General features: G+C 38.0%; 17 protein-coding genes and 1 pseudogene. 6 read left to right on the top strand and 12 right to left on the bottom strand.

Annotation, left to right across the window (positions count from 1 at the left end; genetic code table 11):
- Nucleotides 1–367 precede the first annotated feature (367 nt).
- Nucleotides 368–562 (bottom strand): annotated as a pseudogene (locus AC2JBO_RS11555) (DUF4277 domain-containing protein); the annotation flags it as partial.
- A gap of 781 nt (nucleotides 563–1,343) precedes the next feature.
- Here AC2JBO_RS11555 and AC2JBO_RS11550 point away from each other — a divergent pair.
- Nucleotides 1,344–2,279 (top strand): GGDEF domain-containing protein, encoded by a 936-nt coding sequence (locus AC2JBO_RS11550; protein WP_496953795.1) that lies wholly within the window; start codon nucleotides 1,344–1,346, stop codon nucleotides 2,277–2,279.
- A gap of 203 nt (nucleotides 2,280–2,482) precedes the next feature.
- On the opposite strand, the gene AC2JBO_RS11545 is transcribed toward AC2JBO_RS11550, so the two are convergent.
- A complete protein-coding gene (locus tag AC2JBO_RS11545; protein WP_496953794.1) occupies nucleotides 2,483–3,550 on the bottom strand; it encodes an Mrp/NBP35 family ATP-binding protein in 1,068 nt (355 codons plus the stop codon).
- A 65-nt stretch (nucleotides 3,551–3,615) separates the two neighbouring features.
- Here AC2JBO_RS11545 and AC2JBO_RS11540 point away from each other — a divergent pair, with 65 nt between their 5' ends.
- Nucleotides 3,616–4,038, top strand: coding sequence for a GNAT family N-acetyltransferase (locus AC2JBO_RS11540; RefSeq protein ID WP_496953793.1), 423 nt, complete (start codon nucleotides 3,616–3,618; stop codon nucleotides 4,036–4,038).
- 9 nt (nucleotides 4,039–4,047) lie between these two features.
- On the opposite strand, the gene AC2JBO_RS11535 is transcribed toward AC2JBO_RS11540, so the two are convergent.
- The 8 genes from AC2JBO_RS11535 to AC2JBO_RS11500 form a co-directional block, all read right to left on the bottom strand.
- Nucleotides 4,048–5,013, bottom strand: a complete 966-nt coding sequence (locus AC2JBO_RS11535; RefSeq protein WP_496953792.1) for a HEAT repeat domain-containing protein — start codon at nucleotides 5,011–5,013, stop codon at nucleotides 4,048–4,050.
- A 9-nt stretch (nucleotides 5,014–5,022) separates the two neighbouring features.
- Nucleotides 5,023–5,532 (bottom strand): GNAT family N-acetyltransferase, encoded by a 510-nt coding sequence (locus AC2JBO_RS11530; protein ID WP_496953791.1) that lies wholly within the window; start codon nucleotides 5,530–5,532, stop codon nucleotides 5,023–5,025.
- 40 nt (nucleotides 5,533–5,572) lie between these two features.
- Nucleotides 5,573–5,800 (bottom strand): 4Fe-4S dicluster domain-containing protein, encoded by a 228-nt coding sequence (locus AC2JBO_RS11525; protein ID WP_496953790.1) that lies wholly within the window; start codon nucleotides 5,798–5,800, stop codon nucleotides 5,573–5,575.
- Nucleotides 5,801–6,169: 369 nt separating this feature from the next.
- Nucleotides 6,170–6,511 carry a GNAT family N-acetyltransferase gene (locus tag AC2JBO_RS11520; RefSeq protein ID WP_496953789.1) on the bottom strand — a complete coding sequence of 114 codons (342 nt, stop codon included), beginning with the start codon at nucleotides 6,509–6,511 and terminating at the stop codon, nucleotides 6,170–6,172.
- 135 nt (nucleotides 6,512–6,646) lie between these two features.
- Entirely contained in the window at nucleotides 6,647–8,350 is a 1,704-nt protein-coding gene (locus AC2JBO_RS11515; RefSeq protein WP_496953788.1) for a fumarate reductase/succinate dehydrogenase flavoprotein subunit, read from the bottom strand.
- A 54-nt stretch (nucleotides 8,351–8,404) separates the two neighbouring features.
- Nucleotides 8,405–9,838: an MFS transporter gene (locus AC2JBO_RS11510; RefSeq protein WP_496953787.1), complete on the bottom strand. Its 1,434-nt coding sequence runs from the start codon at nucleotides 9,836–9,838 to the stop codon at nucleotides 8,405–8,407.
- 187 nt (nucleotides 9,839–10,025) lie between these two features.
- On the bottom strand, nucleotides 10,026–10,928 hold the full coding sequence (locus AC2JBO_RS11505; RefSeq protein WP_496953786.1) for a DUF4437 domain-containing protein: 903 nt from the start codon (nucleotides 10,926–10,928) through the stop codon (nucleotides 10,026–10,028).
- A gap of 95 nt (nucleotides 10,929–11,023) precedes the next feature.
- A complete protein-coding gene (locus AC2JBO_RS11500; protein WP_496953785.1) occupies nucleotides 11,024–11,470 on the bottom strand; it encodes an RpiB/LacA/LacB family sugar-phosphate isomerase in 447 nt (148 codons plus the stop codon).
- An 802-nt stretch (nucleotides 11,471–12,272) separates the two neighbouring features.
- Here AC2JBO_RS11500 and AC2JBO_RS11495 point away from each other — a divergent pair.
- Nucleotides 12,273–14,378, top strand: coding sequence for an alpha-amylase family glycosyl hydrolase (locus AC2JBO_RS11495; protein ID WP_496953784.1), 2,106 nt, complete (start codon nucleotides 12,273–12,275; stop codon nucleotides 14,376–14,378).
- A 92-nt stretch (nucleotides 14,379–14,470) separates the two neighbouring features.
- On the opposite strand, the gene AC2JBO_RS11490 is transcribed toward AC2JBO_RS11495, so the two are convergent.
- Nucleotides 14,471–14,710 carry a hypothetical protein gene (locus tag AC2JBO_RS11490; protein ID WP_496953783.1) on the bottom strand — a complete coding sequence of 80 codons (240 nt, stop codon included), beginning with the start codon at nucleotides 14,708–14,710 and terminating at the stop codon, nucleotides 14,471–14,473.
- Nucleotides 14,711–14,801: 91 nt separating this feature from the next.
- Here AC2JBO_RS11490 and AC2JBO_RS11485 point away from each other — a divergent pair, with 91 nt between their 5' ends.
- Entirely contained in the window at nucleotides 14,802–15,731 is a 930-nt protein-coding gene (locus AC2JBO_RS11485; RefSeq protein WP_496953782.1) for an RNA polymerase sigma factor, RpoD/SigA family, read from the top strand.
- Nucleotides 15,732–15,735: 4 nt separating this feature from the next.
- On the opposite strand, the gene AC2JBO_RS11480 is transcribed toward AC2JBO_RS11485, so the two are convergent.
- Nucleotides 15,736–17,967, bottom strand: a complete 2,232-nt coding sequence (locus tag AC2JBO_RS11480; RefSeq protein WP_496953781.1) for an nSTAND1 domain-containing NTPase — start codon at nucleotides 17,965–17,967, stop codon at nucleotides 15,736–15,738.
- Between the two features lie 13 nt (nucleotides 17,968–17,980).
- Here AC2JBO_RS11480 and AC2JBO_RS11475 point away from each other — a divergent pair, with 13 nt between their 5' ends.
- Both AC2JBO_RS11475 and AC2JBO_RS11470 read left to right on the top strand, forming a co-directional pair.
- Entirely contained in the window at nucleotides 17,981–19,174 is a 1,194-nt protein-coding gene (locus tag AC2JBO_RS11475; protein ID WP_496953797.1) for a protein kinase domain-containing protein, read from the top strand.
- A gap of 398 nt (nucleotides 19,175–19,572) precedes the next feature.
- Nucleotides 19,573–20,145, top strand: coding sequence for a hypothetical protein (locus AC2JBO_RS11470; RefSeq protein ID WP_496953780.1), 573 nt, complete (start codon nucleotides 19,573–19,575; stop codon nucleotides 20,143–20,145).
- Nucleotides 20,146–20,676 lie beyond the last annotated feature (531 nt).

Genomic DNA, 20,676 nt, shown 5'->3' with positions numbered 1-20,676 from the left:
AATTTTTGCTTTTTCCTTGATTGTAATCTTTTGTGCTTCAAATTGAAGTGCGGAATGTGGGTTATTAAGTAAAAAGTGCATAGGATAAAAGAGTGATTACTTGTTATTAAATATACTATTTATCAGGGCGACTTTTTAGAGGCACCCGTGGCTGGGGCATGGCAGCGCCATACCCTTCGCCTTTTATTTGTTTGTTATTTTTTTCTAGTATTTAAGTATTGATAAAAGTTATTGTTTAATGATGATTTAATTTGATTTTGATATAGTTAAATAGTTAATAACGAATAATAGTTGTATTTGAATAGAATCGGCGCCAATGTTTGACCGCTATTCCTTGCCCACAGCCCATTTAAGATGCGTTTGCCCTGTATAAGGGTTTGGATACAAATCCTAACCCATTTAAAATCATTGCTTTAACAACATGCCCTGCACTAACTTTTTCTCCTTGCTCTTGAGGTACAAATTTATTAATTATTTCTATTAATCCGATAGAATCTACTATTCCTGCAACAATTCCTAAGTGGTCTATATTTTGTATTGTCGCATCTTCGATATTAAACATAGTTCGAGAACCCTCATTCACGATTTATGTTTCAATTTTCGCATTTTGAGAGCCAAAATTATTTTTTATCCAAATCTACTGTCGGCTGAACATAATAGAAATAATTTTCATTAAACTTGAAAATATCGTTCCTCATTATAGTTTTTAAGTACTATTATGTTGGAATTTATTCAGCACATATGAACTAGTGACAAATGTGGGGTATATAGTGGAATTTGTTTTAGAAATTCATTTACCAATCCTTAACAGATGGCGGGTGTATCGCTATGTAGTTCAGTGATTACCGCATAAAAAAAGTTAATTCACTTGCAAGAACAAAGTTACTATAAACATTTATATGTGAAACGTGGTAATTTACTACTATTGTATAAATTAAGTTAATCTTAAATTTAGCTAAATTTGGTTCAAATCACGCTTGCCAAAACTTGCTTTTTATGTCTTGACGGCTTCTGGTTTTGACTGCAACCTTTGTTTAAGTGGGCTAGAAAGCTTGCAAGGCAAGGATATTTGGGATTTTAACTTGATAATAGGCAAAAAACGGGTAATATCAGTAATTTCTACATTTTCATTGTACTTAAGTAATATTTAATATTTATGAGTATATACACTATGCGATGTAACTAAAATGAAATATTTGAAGTGAAAGAAGATAAAAGCGTATCTTGTATCTTGGTGATCAAGACATAAATTGAGCTAAAAGCTACTTTAGCTAGTACCGCCCTCTAGCTTCCTTAATCATAAATAATCTTTCAAAACTGAATATTGACATTCAGACATAAAAATGAAGCCAACTATTCCACCTCTCAAAAGTAGTGTTGCTACTACCAAAACTGCTCCCTCAATTTCAGAATTGGAAATATTCGACCTGCAATCGGGACAACTAGGCTCCTTTCAATCCGAGATGTCCTTGAGTGCAGAGAATAGAGAGGCTGTCAGTCCTGGTTTTAACCATATATATGAAGTAGAAGTAGAGAGACTGCTTCAAAGTCACGAAAATTTATGCCAAGCCCTTGCCTTAGATACTCAGAAAGCTGTGCCTGAATTAGTTCAGTTTAGAGAACAGTTCACAGACTGCCATCGCAAGTTAAGACAACAAATGACTCAAAAAATTTTAGGTTTAGAGCAAGAAATTGAAAATTATAAACAGCAACTTGCCTTAACTGTCAAAAAAAATATAGAATTAAGCCGCATTGCTCGCTTAGATGAACTAACTCAAATTGCCAATCGCCGTCAATTCCACCAAGCCTTAGATTGGGAGTGGCAACAAATGCTGCAATTAAACCAACCTCTGTCACTGATTTTAGGTGATGTAGATTACTTCAAAGGCTATAACGACACCTATGGACACCAAATGGGGGATTTTTGTTTGAAACAAGTCGCCAAAGCTATGAGTGATACCCTCCAGCAGACTGGGGATTTAGTGGCTCGCTATGGAGGGGAAGAATTTGTGATTTTACTGCCTAATACTAGTGCAGATGCAGCGATGATTTTGGCCGAAAAGGTGCGGATCGAAATTGAGCAAATGTACCTGCCTCACCCTGCTTCAGATGTTTGTGCCTTTGTAACTATAAGTATGGGAGTATCGAGCCTGGTTCCTGACAGACAAACCTCTGCCCACAATCTATTGGCTCAAGCAGACACAGCCTTGTACAAAGCTAAAAACTCAGGACGCAACCGCGTATGTCTCTCTCCTTGGTTACAAACTATTCACTTGTGATCTTTCGGCTATTATCTTATAAGGAATATGCTGAAAACCTCCGACTTAAGGCAGCATTCCGTTCATCTAATTATTTCGGGCGCCTGCATGTTTCGTTTTATTTCAATATATGGCACCTCCTTGATAACATAGCGCCGATATAATAAATTTATGAGTGGTAATGTTGATGAACAATACCACTCATAAATTTTAGTTATTATAACTCATACAAAGCAAGAAAATGTAGCATTCAAAGCTGTTGCAATCTGCGTAAACACTTTACCAACAGTAGATAATGGTTCAATAAGTGTTAGGGGTTCTCCGGCATCACCACCAGCACATACGCGCGGGTCTATTGGCACTTGTCCCAGAAGCGGCGCCTGAAGTTCAAGAGCTAACTTTTGACCGCCACCGCTACCAAAAATTGGGGTTTGCTCGCCATTATTACCGATAAAATAACTCATATTCTCAATAATACCAAGAACTGGGACTCCAACTTGGCGAAACATATAAATACTACGGCGAACATCGGAGACAGCAACTTGTTGAGGAGTTGTAACTAATATTACTCCACAAATTGGGCTTTCCTGAATGATAGTAATTTGAGCATCACCAGTACCAGGAGGAAGGTCAATTAATAAATAATCTAATTCTCCCCAGTTTACATCATTAATAAATTGGGTAATTATTTTATGTAAAACAGGACCACGCCATGCTAAGGGATGTTCTGGGGAAGCTAATAAGCCTACGGACATAATTTTGATACCGTGGGCTAATAAAGGTAAAAATCTTTGACCGTTGGGTGTGTCAATAACTTCCACTTCAGATTTACTTAGTCCAAGCATCTGGGGAATGTTGGGACCATAAACATCAGCATCTAGTAAACCAACTTTGGCGCCACTTGCTTGTAATGCAACTGCTAAGTTAACAGAAGTTGTGGATTTACCTACGCCGCCTTTACCGCTGGAAACTGCTATAGTTGTTCTTACACCTGGAATAGTGCAGAGTTGAATGTAAGCTTTTTTGCACCAAAAGACTGGTGATAGTACGGTTTGAATTTCTGTTTCTAATTGGTGTTGATGGGCGCCGATATAAAGGCGCAAATAAACATAGTCATCAACTATACGTAGATTTCGCACCATTCCTAAATTAACGATGTCGTTTTTTAGGAATGGTTCGATGACTTGTTTGAGAAGTTGGATAACTTCTTGTTCACGTAGTGTGATAAGAGGGTCGGGAACAGAAGCTTGTACTTCTTCTGGACGGTGGAAAGGAGATTGATGGTTTGACATTCAGGTTCCAAAATAAATATAAGATTGTATGTGTTGCAGTTTAATTAGTAATTAGAGGTAAAAATATGGTTTTAATTCGGTTGGCAAGTAAGACAGATGCAGATGCTGTACTTAACCTTGCTGCCGAGCTTACTACTTCTTTTGTAGTTGAGCCAAACGCTTTTTATAATTCTTTCACAAACATAATTTATGATACAAATGCTTATTTGGCTGTTGCGGAAATAGAAAGTCTTTTAGTAGGGTATGTGCTGGGGTTTATTCATTCAGCTTTTTATGGTAATGGGTTAGTTGGGTGGGTAGAGGAAATTTTCGTAGTTCCTGCATATCGGCGCCAGGGAATCGGTAGAATGTTAATGTTGTATTTTGAGCAGTGGGCAAAAGAACATCATTGCCAACTAGTATCTTTAGCAACGCGACGAGCTTCGGATTTCTACAAAGCATTGGAATACTCAGAATCTGCTGTTTACTTCCGCAAGTTGCTGTCTTAACTATATTTATTAACCTTGATTAATTTTATCCTGAATTTTCTTAATTGCTCTTTGTGCATAAATAGAAACTTCCCTGTCGGGGTCGTCTAATGCTTGTTGTAAAGCATTAAGAGCGTCAGGACATTCTAAATTACCAAGTGCAATTGCCGCTTCTTTTCTGACATCAGAATATTTATCCGTCAAAGCTTCAATTACCGTGCGTAAGTACGTTTTATCAGGTAGTTTATGCAGCACTTGTAAGGCAAATTTTCGCACTTGCCAATGTTCATCTTTAAGCGCAGTAGCTACGCATGGAAGTGCTTTCGCGTTAGCGTGAATTGCTAGAGACTTCGCGGCATTTCGACGGACTTGCCAATCAGTATCATTAATTATAGCTTTACTCAGTAAATCTACAATATTATCATCAGCTAAATGCCCTAAAGTTAAAGCCGCAGCACGACGTACACTATGATCAGCATCAGTGATAAGAGTCAAAGCAGGAGGACATATTTTAACTTGATTTAAATAACTGAGAGTTGTAATAGCTGCTTCTCGAAGTTGTGAAGATTCAGAGTCAAAAAAGCTCATTACTCCAGGCAAGGATTGAGCATCATGGATTTTGCGTAAAAGAATCAAAACGTTAAGCTGTAAATTTAGATTATCTTGGTGCAAAGCATCTAATAATAACAGTAGATGTTCGTTAGATATTAATTCACCTAAAGCTGACAATGCTTCGCTACGAATTTCCGCATCTTCTGAAGCAAGAGATTTTAGCAAAGCAGGAACAGCAACAGGATTAGCTATTTCCCATAGTGCGCTCACTGCAATTTTTTGTACGGCTATACTTTCATCATCTAAAGCAATTATTAAACCATCAATTGCTTCTTCTTCGCCCAAATGTTGCAAAGTTTTGACGGCAACTAAGCGCTCATTTATATCAGAGGAGCGCAGCATTTCTAGCCATTGATTTAATTCAGAATCTGTATTTATAGACATAGATATAAATTATTTTGTAATACGATAAAGTACATGTGGTAGGTTGGCGTAGATAATATCTCGCTCATATTTAAATCCAACTTTCTCCATTACTCTTTGTGACGCACGGTTAGTTGTTAGGGTAAAGCAAGCCACATTTGTTAAGCCAAGTTGATTGAAACCTAATTCCAGAATTGCTTGTGCCATCTCCGTCGCTAAACCTTGACCCCAAAATTCTTCCATTAATGCATAGGCTAATTCTACCTCACAATTCTCACCTACATAAACGTTTCGTAAACCACCACGACCAACAAATTTACCTTCCGTTTTATCTCTAAATATCCAAATTCCATAACGATAACGGTTCCAATGCTCCAGGTTTATCTGGAGAAACTGTTGTGTCACATCGTTGGAACGGGCGCCACCAAGTGTAGCCATGACTTTGGAATTTTTGTGCATATAGCAAAGTTCGGTAAAATGTTTGATTTGAAGACGTTCGGCAATTAGGCGGTTAGTAGAAAAAGTTTCAATTAATTCCATGTGGTATTGGTATCTTACATTGACGTGAATTTTCATCTCCTTACCGTAATAAAAAAGGAATTTGTACAGTAATGGCATTTGTCGGACATTCCTTTTCACAAGGTAAGCAAAACCAACACTCGTCATACTTCATATAAGCCTTACCCGTTTCTGGATTTTTTGCTAACACATCTAGTGGACAAACTTCAATACAAGCTACACATTTTTCTAAACATTTTGATTCATCTACAATTACAGGAACGTCTATTCTTTGTGTTGTTAAAGCCATAATTTTGTCCTTAATTTAACTTCTAATTTAAAATAGTATACACTTATATAGCAATTTTAAAATTTTTATCAAAACTTTATTCTTCTCTTTGCGTCCTTTGCGGTTCGTTATACAAAGACTATTTTTTACGAATCATTTAAAACTTATATAACATAATATTGCATAAATGTACGAATTGGCGGAGTGATATATTGAGTATGAGTAAACTTCGATTGGGTTTGCTTTATTAATCATCGTATATCTAAGGAGTGGCTAATTTAACGCTTTGTGAAAAGCTTTTTGTTCTTTGTTGTTGGTGTAACCAATTTTTTCATAAAACAAGTGTGCTTCTTTACGTTTAACGTTTGAACGTACTTGAACACCTTCGCATCAAACTTTATAAGCCCACTCTTCTATTCGCTGCATTAAAAGCTTTCCAATTCCATTATTTCGGTAGTTTTCGTCTACAACTAAACCATGCAGTAGTGCTTGGGTTGGCATAAGTATTAATTCATAAATATGTGCTTGTGCCCAACCTATCACATATTCATTTGCTAAAGTTGCAACATAGAAGATGTAAGAATCATCGTTTATAATTTTGCTTAAGCGTTGCTTGAGTTGTTCTCGTGTGACAGAGTATCCAAGTTGTTCGCAAAGAATTGCTATTCTTTCTGCATCTTGAATCGTAGCTTGTCTGATTTGAACTTGGTTGCTAATAGCTTGATTAATCATCGGATTTATGATATTGCTATAATCAGGAATTGGTGCGTGACTATAATCAGGAATTGGTGCGTGACGCTACAAGTCTTATAATTATGTTGAGGTTTTTTATAGCGTCACGCACCCTACGTGATGACCCATAATGTTTTATCTTGTTGCCACGTTATAAATTTCTTTGACTAAATCTACTTCGATAACATATGGTTCTACTGGACGTTTAAATAGCTTCATTTGCCCTGTTTCATTTTTCTTTAAGTTTACATGACAAAACCACTCTTCATTATTCTTCTGGGGATAATCTAGATGATAATGGTATAAACCCCAACGACTTTCTCGACGATACAAGGAAGCGCGCGCTGCCATTTCTGCACAGTCGCGAATAAAATGCACTTCCATACAGCGCATTAATTCATGAGCATCACGGGCGCCCATTTGCTTTAATGTTTCATGGTAGCGAACAAAATGATTTAGCCCTATTCCCATTTTGTAACCTGATTTTGGCGGTTGCAAATAATCGTTAACTACTCGTCGTAATTTATACTCTACCTGAGTATGAGGAATACCGTTAGGTTGATTCAATGGTTCGTAAATTCTTGCTTTTTCTGCTTCTAAAAATTCTACATCAGGTTGCAAATGTTCTAAGTGTTGGATGTAGTCTACTGCATTGATCCCCGCTAAACGACCAAATACAAAGGCGCCAATCATATAGTTATGAGGGACGCTTGCCATGTCTCCCGCTGCGTACAATCCTGGTACTGTTGTTTCTGCTTTCTCGTTCACCCATACTCCAGAAGCACTATGTCCACTGCATAACCCTATTTCTGAGATGTTCATTTCTATACCGTGAGTACGGTAGTCTTCACCTCTACCCTCGTGAAAGCGTCCTCGGCTTGGTCGCTCATTTGACCATAATATAGATTCAATTTCGGAAATTGTATCTTCATCTAAGTGGGTCATTTTTAATTGAATTGGTCCCTTGCCAGAGTTTAATTCTTTCCAAATCTCTAACATCATTTGACCGCTCCAATAATCACAATTTATAAAGCGGTATCCTTCAGAGTTGGCAGTATAGGCGCCAAAGGGGCCTGCAACATATGCACAGGCAGGACCGTTGTAATCTTTTATTAGTGGGTTGATTTGGAATGATTCAATATTAGTAAGTTCGGCGCCTGCATGATACGCCATTGAGTAACCATCTCCCGCATTTGTCGGATTTTCGTATGTTCCGTAAAGATACCCAGATGCAGGTAATCCTAATCTACCGCAGGCGCCTGTACAGAGAATTACTGCTTTGGCTTGAATGACTACAAAATCTCCACCTCGCACGTCAAAACCAACTGCACCAATAGCTCTACCGTCTTTTACCATGACTCGTGTTGCCATAACACGGTTTGTCACTTGTACTTTGTGGCGTTTTACTTGTCGGGTCAGAATGGTTTTTAGGTCTTTACCTTCTGGCATGGGCAGTACGTATTTACCTACGCGATGCACTTGCTTGACATCATAATTTCCTTGAGGGTCTTTTTGGAATTTAACGCCCCAACTTTCTAGTTCTTGAATCGTTTCGTAACCTAAGAGAGCAGTTTGATAAACGGCTTTTTGATGTAAAATTCCATCGTTCGCAATGGTAACTTCACGGACGTATTGTTCTGGGGTGGAATAACCGGGAATGACGGCTGTATTTACTCCATCCATTCCCATTGCAATGGCGCCACTGCGGCGAATATTTGCTTTTTCTAAAATTAAGACTTCGGCATTGGGATTTGCCTGTTTGGCTTTAATACCTGCCATTGTACCTGCTGTTCCACCACCAATGACTAGCACATCTGTTTTGATATATTGAGTATTCATGTTTATTACCCTATTTGTTGATTTTGGTTTTTATCGCGATATGAAAATATATTTTTATTTTGTTGGTGGAGGTTTACAAATTTCAACAGTTGTCGAAATTATGGCTGTACTAATTATCAAAGTCGCCAAGCGAAACACCCCTTGAAATCCTGCTAAAATCGCGGATGGCGGCGCCACAACAATATCCTTTCCTGGTGAAACTTTAGTACTAATTGCAGTAAATAATGCACCCATCAGAGACATTCCAATTGTCACACTGGAGGCGCGCGTTAGCCCTAATAAGCCAGATGTAATACCTAAGCGCTCCTGTGGTACTGACCCCATAATGTTACTTTCATTTGACGCTCGAAAAATTCCAACCCCCGAACCTAGCAAGAAAAAGTAAAGCCCGTAGTTTAGGTCAGTTTGATTACCGTTGAAGGCACTAATTAAAAGACAAGCAGCAAATATCAGGCAAAGTCCCATCAAGCAGACTAACTTCGAGCCAAAACGGTCGGAGAGTCCCCCTGCTATCGGGGAAGTCAGCGCACTTGCCACTGGCAACACTGCTATTAATAATCCAACTTTCGCGCTAGGATAGTGCATCACGCCTTCTAAAAAAAACGGGATAATTAGCGAGATTCCAGACAGAACTATGAATACCAGCCATCCACTTAGTAACCCCAAGCTCAATGGCAAACTGCGAAACAGCGATAGCTCTACTAAGGGATGCTTGAGTTTTGATTCCAGCAACAAAAAACTCATAAAGGCAACCGCTGCAAAAGACAGTAATGTGATTGCACTAGTGCTGCTAAATCCTTGACGTTGCCCTTGAGTCATCCCCAAGGCAAAACTGCTCATCGTGAATAGCGCCAACAATGCCCCAATTGTATCAAAGCTCTCCCGACGCTTTGAGCGGATAGAGGGTGGTATCACTCGAAAAACTAGCAAACTTGCAATAATCCCCAACGGTACATTTACCCAAAATATACTGCGCCAGCCCAGCCAGCCTAATAAAAAGCCTCCAACAGAGGGTCCAAGCATAATCCCCAGCGCTAACACGCTACCAATCGTCCCAATAGCTCGACCGCGCTCCTCAGTGGGGAGAATTTCTGTAATAATTGCTAACCCCAGCCCAGTGATGAACACTCCTCCCATACCCTGAAGTGCCCGCAAGCTTATCAATACCTCCATACTAGACGCAAGCCCACACAGTAAAGAACTGATGGTAAACAGTAACAATCCGCCCAAATAGAGGGGTTTCTTGCTGTAAATGTCGCCTAGCCGTGTTGCCGCTAAAATGAACCCAGAACGCACCAAATGGTATGCCAAGATTGCCCACTGAGCTTTAGGAAAGTCGCTGTGAAGTTCCTTTACCAGAGTCGGCAACGCTACGTTAATGATTCCTCCATCCAGAGACGCTATCAGAATACCCAGTCCGACGGCTAGCAAAACCCAGCGTTTTTGTGAGTCAGTTAATGTGGACGGTTGGGTGGGAGAATGTATCAATTTCCAGCCTCCTGATTTTTTGTCTGATAAGGTAACGCTTGCACCTCAATGACGCGATGCCGAAAAATCTAAGGTTATGTAGCTTTTGAGAGCGCACGCAGTAAAACTACTTCAATTATATTACGGTATGTTTATCAATATACCGTTGATTATAAATTCGGGGATGCGAGATATAGATGTTTGCAAACTATATATAGTTACGATATGACAAAACAGTTCCCATCCGCGATAAATCTCTATCTACTCGAATAAAAAATAAACTACCATCATCTGTTACATGTCTGGGACTAGTGGCAAAGCTGGGACAATAGGCAAAGTGGTCTTTTTCAAAACGGTGATCTCCAATATCGCAGTATCCAGAAATGCAATATCCCTCTTCGTTGTAAGATTGAATCATTGAATTGATACCATCGTAATGTGGTAAAATAGCAAGCAGCCATGTTCCACCCCCGTTAGGGTGTTTTCTCAGATATTTCTTTTTTGCTACCTCAAATTGAACTGTGTCTGTTTTATCCCACGGTAACAATTTGCTGTCTAATGCTGGAATAAATTCGTTTAACCTTGCACTTGGATGATTATTTTGTGAGTTTTGATATCTTAATGGAACTGACCCGTTTTCCATCCAAAGAATTTCTAATTCTTCCCTACCAATAACTTTAATTGAACCAACTCTCACTCCTGCAGGAATAAAAGAGTAGCCATGCTTGTTTAATTGCCAATCCCCTATTTGAATAGTACCTTTAAGTATAAAAATTTCTAAATCAGCAGTAAATATACCAGCAGGTGCTTCAAACTGAGACGGTAAATATACTACAGAAGTAGACGCACCAGAATTATGCCATGTTAATAATCGACGTTTTGCTGATGTTACGCTTTTTGGCATACCATCAATTTGCCACTCCTGTTCTTCGGCAACATTTATGTGAAAAAATTGATATTCACCAGGTAGATATTCTTGAGTAATAGCGGTGCTTCTTCCTGATAGGTTCAAACGTCCTGTGCCATCTCCACCCCAATCTTCTTTGATGAACTTTACATCTAAAAAGTCATCAGTCTCTTGTACAATTGTTTTATTGTATTCTTTTTGCATGTTAATCAAGCTCACCTTAAATGCTTTTTTGCGTAAAAATCTAATGATAGATGATTATCTCATGCGAGAGCTACCTAAACCGAAGAGTTGAAAATTTAACTTTTTTCTAACTGCCTTATACGTTCTATTTGCTGAAGGTTCCACTCATCGTTTGAATATGTCGTAGCAAACCAAGCATCTAAAATTTCTTTTGCAACTGCTTCTGTGGTGGCACGAAGACTCAATACTAGTACATTGGCGTGATTCCAAATACGGGCGCCACGAGCAGTTTCTGCATCATGACATAAAGCCGCGCGTATTCCTGAGACTTTATTGGCAGCAATGGATGCTCCTGTACCAGTCCAGCAAAAAACAATACCTTCATCCGCTTTATCGTTTGCTACGGCAAAAGCAACTTTACTACAACTAAGAGGCCAATCTACTTCAGATTCATTTTCCAGTAAGGAACCAAAAGCAAGAACTTCATGCCCACGCTGTTTCAGTTCTTCTATCACCTTGTCTGTTAAGTACGTGCGTTCATCACTGCCAATAGCAATTTTCATATATATCTATGCTGTAATGTTTTTATTTTGGGCGCCTGCATAAGAAATAATCTATAACCTGTGATTACAAGCTATAGATGGCAACATAATACTACTATATGTATATCAAGATAATGTATTTTCAACCAAAATTCATAGTATTAAGCATTTAAAAGTAAAATTCCAACGTGTACTAAGTATAAATTGTGTTAATATTTTTATACGCTTAATGGCTATTATAGTTGCAAATACAGTATTATTGAAAATTTATTTACGTGATTTTACGCAACAAAAATATTTAATATTACCTGCTACTTACTTAGTATATGCTTACAAACTTTCCCTTGATTCTTAAATACTACGTACAAATATATTACATTTTTTCAACAAAAGAATGAAGGTTACCCTTAACCCTAACACTCCTGAGTCCGTTAGTCGAGAAGCAATTGCAAGACAAGCTAATAACGCTATTCAATTAGAATTTAGTGAGGCGCCTGGTAAACAATTCTAGGTTAAAATCAGCTATCAGGATGCTGTAATTACTGAGGAATTTATCTTTTAAATTCAACAACTTTATGAAATTATTTAGAATTTCGATTCCTGACGCACGGAAGATGTCAGGGTTCAATTTGCTTCATTCATCTGGGGGTTACATTATATAAATAAGGTTGAATATAAAAGCTTATACAGTTGTGAAAAATATCTACTCTCATTGAACTTTTGAATGACTAGACTTAAGTATAGTTTTATATTTCACGGATATGCTAGAATAAGCAAGATATTTTCGTAGTCCCAACGTTTTTTTATATTTCAATAAATAATTATGTTAACAAGTGAAAGGCCAACAAAATCAACCTCAGATAGAACTTATGAATCGAACGTTGACATCTTGAAGCGTAAGCAAACCCATTTTGTTTTGTGGCGCCCTCTAATTATAAACCCTGCTCCAAAGCTTTTTATTGGAAAATTCTATCAACCATTGTCTGAATTTAAAGAATTTCCCCTTATTAATAATCAAGCTGATTTTCCGGAATTATGGGAAATTGCTGCTGCTGAGTGTGAGTTAGAAGAAGGGGAAGTTTACTGTTATTGGTTCAAAGTTGTAAACACAGATGCTTACAGTTCAGACAGCCATAACGAAATTCTTTACTGTACAGACCCAATGGCGTTTACTATAGACCGAGACCATCGTTGGGATAACCTTGTACCTAAAGATGTTCCTTCCAAAATGCTCCCTATTTCCAAGTCTTACCCTGCCAGTGTTATCCTTTATCAAGGAGGTAAGTTAGTTGCTTGCGACCCAAATAAGCAAACAGCAGATTGGAGCAATGACCCTGAAAAAGCAACTTTACCTGTTAATAACAAAATAGTTATCTACGAATTACCTACTCGTTGGAGTCACATTTCCTCTAAATCTGTTGATGGAATTTATATAGGTAATGGAACTTTTCAAGATGCTTTGGCTCTCATAGTACCAGAAAAGACATCGCCAACTTTCCCAACAATCGCTGCCCTAAATAACCGCGCGCATCTATTAGAGTTAGGGATCAACGCTCTCGAACTACTACCTCCAGCAGACAGTACCCAACCGGATGCATGGGGTTACGGTACTGCAAATTACTTTGCTCCTTATTACTTCCTCGGTTTGGCGCCTGGTAACTCACAATCAACAGCATCTTATGATCTTACACATCTAATAAAAACTTGCCACCAAAACGGGATTCGCTTTTTTAAAGATGCGGTTATGGCGTTCTGCTATAGTATGCCGTACCGTAATATCAATTACCTCGATTTCCTAATCAAGTACAGTAATCCAAACGACCCAAATTACGACCCCGAACAAGCTGGACGTGATGGTTTTGGTGGAGATTTGATCAAGTACCGTTATTCGGTGCAGGGATATAATCCGATTACAGGCGAAAAATCTAACATCTATCCATCGCGCGAGTTTTTAAAAGCGTATATATATCATTGGATGGATTATTTCCGTATCGACGGATTGCGTTTAGATAGTGTGAATAATATTAACGATTACGATTTTTTGCAAGAACTTAAAGACTTCTCCCGAAATTTCTGGCGCCAACAGGGAGGACGGGACGATAATTTTTTAGTCGTTGGTGAAGAATTGAGCGAACCAATGGCAATTATTAACCAAAATCGTTTGGATGGAATGTGGCACGAAAGGTTTAAGCAAATTGTTAGACAAGTAATACTAGGTAAAAGCTGGGGTGGATACAGTTTTGAGGAAAGTGTTCGCAAGATGATTGACTGTAAACTTTTGGGGTTTAGGGATGGTACTCAAGCTATCAACTATATTACTTCTCATGATGTAGGTGGTATGGGCAATGAGCGTCTTTACAACTGGTTAGATTTTGCGCGCGTTTCTCAAAAAGAACAACGTGCTAAATTAGCTTTTGTTTGCTTATTAACTGCCGTTGGTATTCCAATGATTCTTGCTGGAGAAGAATTCGTTGATGAAATGGAGCCAATTAATTTTGACACTAATATTCCTGAAGGCAAGCGCAATGATATAAAACAAGTAGACCCAGTGAACTTTGACCGTTTAAATGATGATTGGAGACAGCGAGTATTTCATTACGTAGCTCGACTGGTCAAATTCCGAACTACCTCAAATGCCCTAGCTGTCAACGACACTAATTTTATCCATGTTGACTTTAACGAAGGTAAACGTGTTATTGTTTGGCAAAGAGGTATAGGGGATGAGCTTGTAATTGTTATTGCCAATTTTTCTGATTGGGGTACTGTAGACCCAACAAATCCCAATTCTCAGTATGTAGTTCGCAACTGGCCAAACCTTCCTCAAGGTAAAAAATGGCGTGAAATAACTCAAGAGCGGGATGTAAGTGTAGAATGGGCAGGTAAGGAGCCTTTAATGCCTTGGGAAGCAAAGGTTTATGCTACTGTTTAATGTTAAAAAATTGTAGAGACATCATATTTTGATTGCCTCCACATATATATATTGAATCAAAACGCACTCGCACGCGCGATAATTCAGTTTTATTATTCCTCAGTCGGCTCAGATGGCGGAATTTCGTTTAGTATAAGCTGAAATTCCTGTACAGAAGCTGTTGTAATTGCTTGCCTCAAAAGGTTCTCCAGTACATCTATATCCTCTATTGTCTTGAGACGGTCACTAACTTGTGGTGATACAGTTCCAAACCGCACTTCTAAAGCTGTGACAACTGATTTACGGCCAGTTTTCACCATACCATCTATTTCAAAATCTGTATAAAAAGGCACTGTTCCGTTCCTCCACCCAACCTACAAAAGTGAATAAGTTAATATTGCTGAGACTAATTATCTATTAGGACACTAAATCAGTCAAAAAAATATGCAATCCCAAACTGACCTACTTCAAACCTATATTAAAGAAATTGGCAAGATACCTTTGCTAACACATGAGCAGGAAATTTTCTTTGCACGGCAAGTTCAGCAGATGATGTCTATACTTGCTGCTAAAGAACAACTTGCTGTTAAATTAAAGCGTACACCAACACTCAAAGAATGGGCAAATCAAATAAAACTAGATGAACACGTATTACATCAACAGCTACAGTCAGGTCAAAAAGCCAAGCATAAGCTCATTTTATCTAATCTACGTTTAGTAATAATGATTGCCAAACAATATCAAAAACGGAACCTAGAATTTTTAGACTTGATACAAGAAGGAACTTTAGGTTTAGAAAGAGGAGTTGAAAAATTTGACCCAAGTCTTGGATATAAGTTTTCAACCTATGCTTATTGGTGGATTCGTCAAGGAATTTCGCGCGCTGTTGTCCAAAAAGGACGTACAATTCGCTTACCAGTTCACGTACATGAAACACTAAACAAGGTTAAACGCGCGCAACGTGAATTATCTCAACAACTCGGTCGTATCCCTACCACCAACGAAATTGCTCATGCGCTTTCTTTACAACCTACTCAAATTAGAGAATGTTTGGTGTTAAATTGTCAATCTGTCTCTCTAGACATTCGAGTTGGATTAGAACAAGATACATTATTACAGGATTTAATCGAAGATAGTAGACCTTCTCCCGAAAGTGAGCTTGTTGAAGAATCTAACTATCAAGATGTTAAAAACTTATTATCACGTTTGTCTCCTCAACAGCAGGAAGTACTAACCTTACGTTTCGGTTTGGTAGATGGACGTACACTAACTCTTGCACAAGTTGGTAAGCATTTGGGTCTTAGTAGAGAACGAGTTCGACAAATTCAGAAACAAGCACTTACCTTTTTACGACAGTATATCCAGGAATTATAAATTATTATAAATTATTATATCTAAATATTATATCTGGTTCAGTACACCAGTTTTGACTATCGCGATAAAAATTTAGAATAGACTTAAGTAACCCACATCGTTTATAGGTACTACGAATTTCACTAATTCCTGCAAACAATGAAACAATAATAGTCAAACCAGCAACAAACCCAAAAATAGTCAAGTTGCGTTGTAATTTTCGCCTTTTGTCTTCTTTGACTCGGCGCCTAATACTTTCAGTAATATAATCTCGCTCAATAAAGGTTAATTCTTCTTTGCGTCGAAAATACCAATCTCCAGCAATCGAAAGCTGTGTACCGTGCAATAATGAATCTGGATTTTTCTGATTTTTTTTCCAAAAACGCGCGTCTTGCTTGAGTCTCTCTTGCCAAGTCCGAAACGAGCGGTTATTTTCGATCCATTTATGCAAAGTTCCCCATTCTTTAATTAAAGCTTCATGGACAATTTCTACTGTTTCAATACCGTTAGTTTCGTCCCTTCCTGTCATTACTAAACGCTCTGAAACTAATTGTTGTAGCAAGTCCCAATTTTGACAACCTATTTCCTCATAGGTTGCTACCCTTCGTATATCTTCTGTCCCTGCTCCTGGGCTGACTAATTGAATAAATATTCGTTCTGCTTTATATATATTTTTGTTATCCTGCAATTGCAATTCCTTTAAAACGTTATCCGCATGTTTTGTTAAAGCTTTTTCTAAACCACCAATTTCTTCATAAGCTTGGTGAGTCAAATACCAATTTTCTTGTTTATCCCACAACTGCTTCAATGCAAATTGTAACAAAGGTAAGCGTCCGGGATGATTGCCCAAATCATTAAGTAATTTTTGAGTTAATCCGGGATGCAATTCTACTTTCATTTTTAACGCTGGTTTTTCAATTGTATCTTTTAACTCCTGGTAATTCATTGGCGCCAGTAACAAAGGAGCATATTCTTGCAAAGCTGTACCTAATAAAGATTTTTGTAAAATATCCAAAAAATCAGCCCGCAGTGTTACTAAAAATGTAAAATTGGGTGTATACTTAATAGCAAAAGATAAAGCTTTTAAAAAACTCTGACGTTCAATGTTAGGAGCCAATGTAAAAAGTTCTTCAAACTGGTCGGCAATTATTACCAAACGCCAATATCCCGAAGCTGAAATTATAGCTTGAATGTAATCACATAACTGTGTCTCATCATTAATGTCTAGGGGGGGAGAATTTAAAGCAACTGCCAAGTTCTCAAACGGTTTATTACCCGGACAAAAACTAACTACCCCCACATCGCGCGCGGTTCGTAACTTTGGTATTAACCCCGCAGACACAACGCTGGACTTACCGCTTCCAGAGGCGCCAATTAAACTCACTAAAGGTTGATTACAAACAGCTTCTAGCAAGTCAAAAATAAACTTCTCCCGACCAAAATAAAATGGTGCATCTTCTTCTCTAAATGCAGCAAAACCCTGATAAGGATTATCAGGGAGTTTGCCAGTTAGTCCACCTAAATCTGACCAAGATAGCGGATATTCAATCGTATTTTTACAAATAATTGGTAGCCAAGTTATACCAGGTAGCTCCTTTTCCAAATTCGCAAGCTCACACAGCTTATCTCTCGCTTCCTCCATAGCAGAAAATAAACATCTACCACTTACAAAAGAACTTAAAAAGTATTCAATAAACTTTTGAGCGATTACATCTGGTACAACCTCTCGCCATACAATAATGTAAGGCAAATTTAATTTTGTTAATTGCGTTGCTAAACCTAAACCATCGCAAGAATTAAATATTGCTAACTTTAAACCCTTCTTAACTGCGGCGCCTAAAGTTTTTTTTATATCTATCAAACTTAAGCTCTCGTGGTGATTAATATTAATTACCCCTGCTTGACCCAAGCTGTTGGTATTGCTATGACCTGCAAAAAACAAGATATCACAAGGTTCGTCCCAAAGCTTATTAAAATCAGCACGACTTGGTTCGGTAAGACAAGTTAATTCTGTCCCTTTTTTCTTTAACTTTAAGAGCAATTCTTTATCTGCGTGAGTATTAATACCTTCACTATCACCAAATATACTGACAACCCTTACCCTTCTAATTTTGTTACAGTTGGATTCAACAATAGTATTAATTTTATTAGAACTAAAACAAAGCGCCGCTTCAAGCGTATAATTTTTTCTAAACTTAGTCTCAGTTGAGTAATTTTGAAACCCCTTAAACTCAGATGGAACAGATTTTTGCACCACTTGTGGCACTAAACTGTTACTCGAAAACCGCTATCGTGCTACTAAATTTCTTGGCGCCGGTGGTATGGGGAGAAATTTTCTAGCTGTTGATGAACGCACACCTACAAAGAAACACTGTGTAATTAAACAGTTTTTCCCGGCGCCTCAAGTTCTAAACTATCCGACTGCGTATCAAAAATCGGTAGAATTGTTTAATACTGAAGCTAAAATGTTAGACGCTCTTGGGGATAAGTCTACACAAATTCCCCGTTTGCTAGCACACATTGAGCAGGACACGCGCCTGTATTTTGTGCAGGAATTTATTGATGGACATAATTTATTACAGCAATTGCAACAAAATGGAAATTACACTGAACCTCAAATTTTTGAGCTATTAGCTAATTTACTTCCTGTAATGCAATTCATTCATAAGCAGGGTGTAGTTCACAGGGACATAAAGCCAGAAAATATCATGTATCGCCAAAATCATCAATTGGTGTTAATTGATTTTGGTATTTCTAAAGAACTAAGCAGTACAGTAATGACAATGGGGACAACTGTCGGAACTATAGGATATGCGCCTCCAGAACAAATGACTTATGGCGAATCCTATCCGGCAAGTGATATTTATGCTTTGGGCGCCACATGTATTTATTTGCTAACTGGCACTTCCCCCAGCCTTCTTTATGACTCTCGGGAAAAACGTTGGATATGGCAAGATGTACTCGTATCACAAGGAGTAACTATTAGTACTCAGCTTACAAAAATTTTGGATAAGATGCTAAAAGAAGATATCCGACAACGCTATCAATCAGTAGAAGATGTTTTACAAGACTTGCAAAATCAAGTAGTTGTAGTATCTTATCCAGCATCAGCACCGTCATATCCTCAAAATAATAATAAACTAAAAATTCCCTTACTAGCAAGTATAGCTATTTTAATCCTCGGTATAGGAGGATATGGGTTGTTTCGGCAGATACTAACAAGTTCACAAAGTTCTCAAGCAGTTCTTCCTTCTGGAAGTTACCGGGACTCTTGTAGTAATATTAGATTTTCAGGTACTTATGTTTCTACTAACAATGCTTCTCCTGTTCCCAGAGACTTAGAAGCAGAGTGCAAAAGTATACGTGGTGAATGGGTAGTTACAAAATTGTCAGAATATTATAACTGCAAACCCAATACTATTGTGAATGCAGACGGGCGATTGGTTTGCCAGCGCTCTCGGTAAAAATATACATATACCTATAAAATCATATATACAATACGTTTAGTTTCTAAAACGAAAAATTATTCGGCGCCGCTTTCTTATATAGCAATCCTATCTGAGTTGTGAAAATCGTGTATACCAGATTCCCGACTTCTTTGAGAAGTCGGGAATCTTATTTTTCACTTCGGATTTAGGATTGCTATATATGTGAGTGCTTTCAAGTTTTGATGCAGCATGGCGCCTAAAAACTCGAAGTATATTTGCGGAAAGTAGTGCTTATGAGATGTATTATTTTATAGTCCTGTAAATGGGTGGAAGACAAGTTAGATTACGACAATCTATAAGTACGTTGCGCTTGTCCTGTTGCGGCGCCTACTAAAGTGTGTCAAATAAATAGTTTCAGTAAGTCAAGTAGAATTATGGCTCAAAGTAAAATTTCAAAAGAAAAATTGGCACGTTGGCTCGTAGTGAAGTTTCTATCTTTACTAGGAATAATATATTTACTATATATATTAGCATTATCTATTAAACCTGATAACCGATTATCATTAACAGAAGTAGCAATATTTGTAATTATACTTATTTTTAACTCGGAGATTGCCGAGAAAATAGAAGAGATATCATTTGGCGACTTAAAAGCTAAATTTACCAAAGTTCAAAAAGAACAAGAAAAACAAAGAGTAGATATTGAGACTCTTCAGTTTTTAGTTAATAGGTTTGTAACCAAAGAAGAATTATCTCATCTAAAAAATTTAGCTAATGAAAAATCAGAAGATAAATACTGGATTAATGATGAAGTCAGAAGAGAATTAAGGCATTTAAGAGGATTAGGGTTAATCAAATCTCTTCCAGAAAAATATATAGCTCAAATGCAACAACAGGTTAACCTTAAAGAGTACGTTTGCATCACCCCTGAAGGACGAGCATATTTAGATATGAGAAAATCAGAATTAAAGGACACTTCTTCAAAAAACGAAGTTTCTGAAACCTGAAACTCTATTTCAGGCGCCTACCCAGTTAGATACGAATCATCATCTTTTTGCTCCCAAATAACTTCAAATAAGATTTTTACGAATAAACAAAAACTATGCCTAAAAGTAAACCTCCAATCATCCAGCCTTCTTTGCCACGACGGTCGCGGTGGTCTTACTGGGTGTTTGTCCCGCTCTGCGCGCTTATATACACTGTGTTCTGCTTTACTTTTATTATGGCTGCTTGGGGTCTGCGCGGTGAATCGAAGCCGTGGTGGTATGTTGTGACCCAGCTGCTGACAATACCGGGCGTGTGGTTGCCTCCTTACATCGGCGCACCATTATGGGGTGGAATTATGGGTTTCGCCCTCATCCGACTGAACCGACGGATTCAAAGCCAGCCGCCGTCGCTGAACTTGGATAGATAAACTAACTCATCTAAAAAATAGCGGTTTGAGTGTTTGTGGTAACAATTTCCGACGTTTCGACCATCCACATCTGGTAAAAGTGGTGCCACTCGCGAATGGTAAAATTAAGTATAAGCGAGTAATT

Source organism: Calothrix sp. CBUCES-K 9914 (assembly GCF_059640475.1).
This window is presented reverse-complemented; position numbering and strand designations above follow the sequence as displayed.